At 45.6% G+C, this 511-nt stretch carries 1 protein-coding gene; it reads left to right on the top strand.

All coding sequences use genetic code 11. The features are described from left to right. Nucleotides 1-511, top strand: a 511-nt coding sequence (locus H8J70_RS12430) for a transposase (protein WP_186504601.1), incomplete at both ends; no start/stop codon positions are given.

The raw sequence follows: 511 nt of genomic DNA, 5'->3' as shown, positions 1-511 counted from the left end.
AAGATCGCAGTTTGTGGCCCCAACCGCAACAGTTATTCCAAGACAGACCCTTCGGCAACCTTCATGCGTATCAAGAAAGACTATATGGGCAATGACCAGCTTCTTCCTGCATATAATGTCCAATTTGGTATTGCAGATGAATACATTGCTGTGGCTGACGTCAGTCAATACCGTTCCGACATGGATTGCTTCGTCCCATTGCTGGAAAAGTTTCATGAAACGTATGGATTTTATCCCAAGTACCCTGTAGCTGACGCGGGATATGGTTCGTACAACAACTACATCTACTGCGAGCAGCATGGCATGGAAAAGTATATGAAGTTCCCCATGTTCAAAAAAGAGACAACCGACAAAAACTACCATGAGAATCCCTTCCGTCCCGTCAATTTCAGGATTGACGAGAACGGCACACTTCGCTGTCCAGCGGGGAGGGCGTTTCATTTGCAATATCGACGAAAAGTCAGAGGAAATCTATATGGACGACAAGAGGAAATCTACCAATGCGAAGACT

Source organism: Megasphaera hominis (assembly GCF_014269395.1).
In the GTDB taxonomy this organism is placed as follows: Bacteria; Bacillota; Negativicutes; order Veillonellales; family Megasphaeraceae; genus Megasphaera; species Megasphaera hominis.
The sequence above is the reverse complement of the archived record's forward strand: the minus strand, read 5'-3'. Positions and strand labels throughout refer to the sequence as shown.